This window comes from Synergistaceae bacterium, from assembly GCA_012728235.1.
Lineage (GTDB): Bacteria > Synergistota > Synergistia > Synergistales > Synergistaceae > JAAYFL01.
Window position 1 is genome coordinate 1 of sequence record JAAYFL010000135.1, and the last position, 3,236, is coordinate 3,236.

Genomic DNA, 3,236 nt, shown 5'->3' on the forward strand with positions numbered 1-3,236 from the left:
CGTATGCCCAAGCAGCGGATATACCAAGAAGCGGAGTCTTTTGATTCATTCCTACGACCTTGCTGACAAACTCGATACCACCTATGAGTAATGCTAGCAAGAAGTGGAAAATCCGGGCCTTGCGCCCACCTAAATCCTGAAATAAATCACCACATAAATCCTAAAATTATTCGCCACTAATTCTGGTATCATGGGAAGAAATGTTCTTCTTTGAAGGACAATTCTAACTATGGAGGTAAGAATAGATGGCATCTTACAAGAAGATTCTCGAACTATACTGTTCGGGTATTAACATCTCACAGATTAGTGAGCGAGTCGGTCGCGACCGAGCTACGGTACGAAGAGTCATTTCCAAAAGTGAAGGGAAAGGGATTCTCCCGAGCCAATGGAAGGAGTTGGATGAAACTCAACTCAGGGGTATGCTACGCAAGTCAACAAAAGTGAAGCCAGAATACTTTCCAATCAATTTTGAATGGATGTACGATGAGCTGTCAAATGCTCATGTTACGGTTAATCTTTTACACGAAGAGTATGAGGAGCAGGCCAAAAAGGAAGGGCTGAGACCTTACAGTCGTAGCCAATTCTTTGAACGGTATAAAAAATGGTGCAATGTCACCAAATATAGTGCGAAGATTAAGAATAAGCCAGGGCATTCGATGGAACTGGACTTTGCCGGTGATCTAGCACATTACATCGACCCACTAACCAAAACAGCAGTTAAGGTGCCCCTTTTTGTATCAACGCTATCGTTTAGCAAATTGCTATGGGTCCAAGCAGTACCGCGACAGACGGCGGTCTGTTTAGCTCATGCTGTCATAGATGCATTCAAGTTTTTTAAAGGGGTGACGCGCGCAATCATAGTAGACAATACAAAAGCTGCAGTCATTTTACACTCAAAGCATGAGCTGGCAGTGCTTAGTGAGTTGTTTCGGGAATTGGGCGAGCATTATGGGGCGACAGTCATTGCAGCTCCCGCTAGGACACCAAAATTTAAGCCAACCGTAGAGGATGGGGTTTCCAACACCTACACGCGTATTCTAGCCCCTCTGCGCCATTGCATCTTCTATTCGCTAGAAGAGCTCAACGAGGCGCTCGCCCTAAGGTGCGAAGTATTTAATAACGAGCCATTCAAAGAAAAGGAGAACTGGAGCCGACGTAGCCTCTTCGAGGCTGAAGAACAACAAATGTTGTCACAATTGCCTTCAACCAACTTCGAGGTACGGGAGAAGGCAACTGCGACGGTCCGCGAAAACTGCCATGCAAAGTGCGGTCTTGACGGTTACTATTACAGTGTACCATATCTTTGGTGTAAGAAACGAGTAATCCTACGCCTTGGTAGCGTTGATGTACGCATCCTCTCCCTAGAAGGGCAATTCATATGTAGCCATCCAAGAGGAATTGACCCTTGGCATCGCTATGTAACTGATCCAGCCCATATGCCTTCCTACATCCGCCAATATGTATATGCTAGCCCCAGCCTCTTTTGCGAGCAGGCTGAACGTATTGGCCCTGCGACCCTTGAGGTTATTGGGCGATTATTCTCCATAGCAGAGGCCAACGCTAGGGTCGTCGAGGTTGAGTATGACACCGCTAGAGGTATCTTATCCCTAGAAAGACCGACTAAGAGAAATCCTGGGCGCTCGTCACGAACCCTCGAGATGGCCTGTAAAGAGTTAATAAGTTTGCATCCAAGTGTATTTACAAGAATTTCCTACAATGCAGTACGAAATACTGTGCAACAGCTCATCGATGAGGAGGCCAGAATGAGGGCTGACAAATTCATAGCTGAGAAGCTGTGTGTGGGTAACATTATGGATATCCTACAGGAGGAGGGTGGAGATGGCTTATACGATTGAACAGATACGTTTAGAGCGTGATGAGAAGATTCTCCAAGCATTCAAGCGCCTGAGGCTACCTGGAATGGCTGGCCATTTCCGGGAAATTCTTGATGGGACGGTTGTAGTGGAGGGACAAGATATATCTTCAATTCTAGAACAATTCATCGATGCAGAATTGTTGCGCAGGACAGGGAACAAGGCTGAGAAACTTATTCGTGAAGCAAGGTTATGGTACCCTTCAGCTGATTTAGAAGAAGTTAGTAGCAATACCCCATATCTCTCAGCACAACTAATTTCAACATTGTCAAAAGTTAGGTTCATCGATGCGGGAGCGTTCCTCATAATTCATGGTGGACCGAAGAGTGGAACCACTTACCTAGGTTGTGCAATCGGGGCCTCGGCCTGTAGGCTCAGTAGGAGGACAAGGTACATACGATACTTTGATCTACTCAGCAGACTTATTGATGCAAAACGTACTGGCGGTCTCCTTCAAGAAGAACTTGAAGAACTTCGAACCATCCCTTGCCTAATTGTCGATGATTGGATGAACTCTCCTATGAGCCAGAATGAATTAATGCTTATGCGTGAGATTATGGACTACCGTCCAAAAAATGGGGGGACCATCCTAGTCTCCCATTCTCACCCAGACTTATGGCGGGACCTAATGGAAACTACTACCAGCTACAGAGACTCAATGTTCCACACCCTCACCGAAGGTGCAATGATTATTGAGCTCAATTAAATCTCATTGTCGGGGATAATCTCCCCGGCTACTTGAGTGGTGAGAAATATTAGGATTTACCTGGTGAAATTTTTCCGGATTAAGGTGGTGAAGATTGCAGGATTATCCATCTGTTCAAGACTTTTATGAAGGTTTTTTATGAATTTCTCTCTGTTTCTGTCTTTGGTTTTTGAGAGGAATTGTAATTTTTTTTAGGGTACCTAGTTTGCTCATTCCTGACATTCCTTTTTGTCTTTTGCAATGTGACTTTCTAGAATTTTTGGAGAGAAGAATTGGCTTCTCCATGGATGATTTGGAGCTGGTTTGTGGGGTATTCTCTTCTTTGGAGGAGGAGAGGAGTCAAACTCTTTGCTATACGGGCTTCTCTTTTCGACCTCCATTAGGATGTGAATTTCATCCTTTATGCTGGCCAACAATGAACCGTCGAAGGCTTTTATGACAAAAGCTTTGGTCCCTTTGTTGTAGAGTTTAAGTTGTAAGGACCCTTGGAGGGCAACATACGGCTGGTAGAAGTTATTGTTGTACTTGATGCTGTTTACGTTATCTATGACTCTTTGAGTCACGACGGCTAAGATTGCGTTAATTTCGGCCTCTGCTGGGCTTTGGATGAAAGTACTGGTTTGCAAATCTCTCTCATCTTTGAGGGAGAATTGGTC

The 3,236-nt window shown here is 44.8% G+C and carries 3 protein-coding genes; 2 read left to right on the forward strand and 1 reads right to left on the reverse strand.

The window, feature by feature from the left end; all coding sequences use genetic code 11:
* Window positions 1-245: 245 nt before the first annotated feature.
* Both GXZ13_07345 and GXZ13_07350 read left to right on the forward strand, forming a co-directional pair.
* On the forward strand, window positions 246-1,856 hold the full coding sequence (locus GXZ13_07345) for an IS21 family transposase (GenBank protein NLX75618.1): 1,611 nt from the start codon (window positions 246-248) through the stop codon (window positions 1,854-1,856).
* Entirely contained in the window at window positions 1,840-2,580 is a 741-nt protein-coding gene (locus tag GXZ13_07350) for an ATP-binding protein (GenBank protein ID NLX75619.1), read from the forward strand. The genes GXZ13_07345 and GXZ13_07350 overlap by 17 nt, the downstream gene beginning before the upstream one ends.
* A 209-nt stretch (window positions 2,581-2,789) precedes the next feature.
* Here GXZ13_07350 and GXZ13_07355 read toward each other — a convergent pair whose 3' ends face one another.
* On the reverse strand, window positions 2,790-3,143 hold the full coding sequence (locus tag GXZ13_07355) for a hypothetical protein (protein NLX75620.1): 354 nt from the start codon (window positions 3,141-3,143) through the stop codon (window positions 2,790-2,792).
* Between the last annotated feature and the right edge of the window lie 93 nt (window positions 3,144-3,236).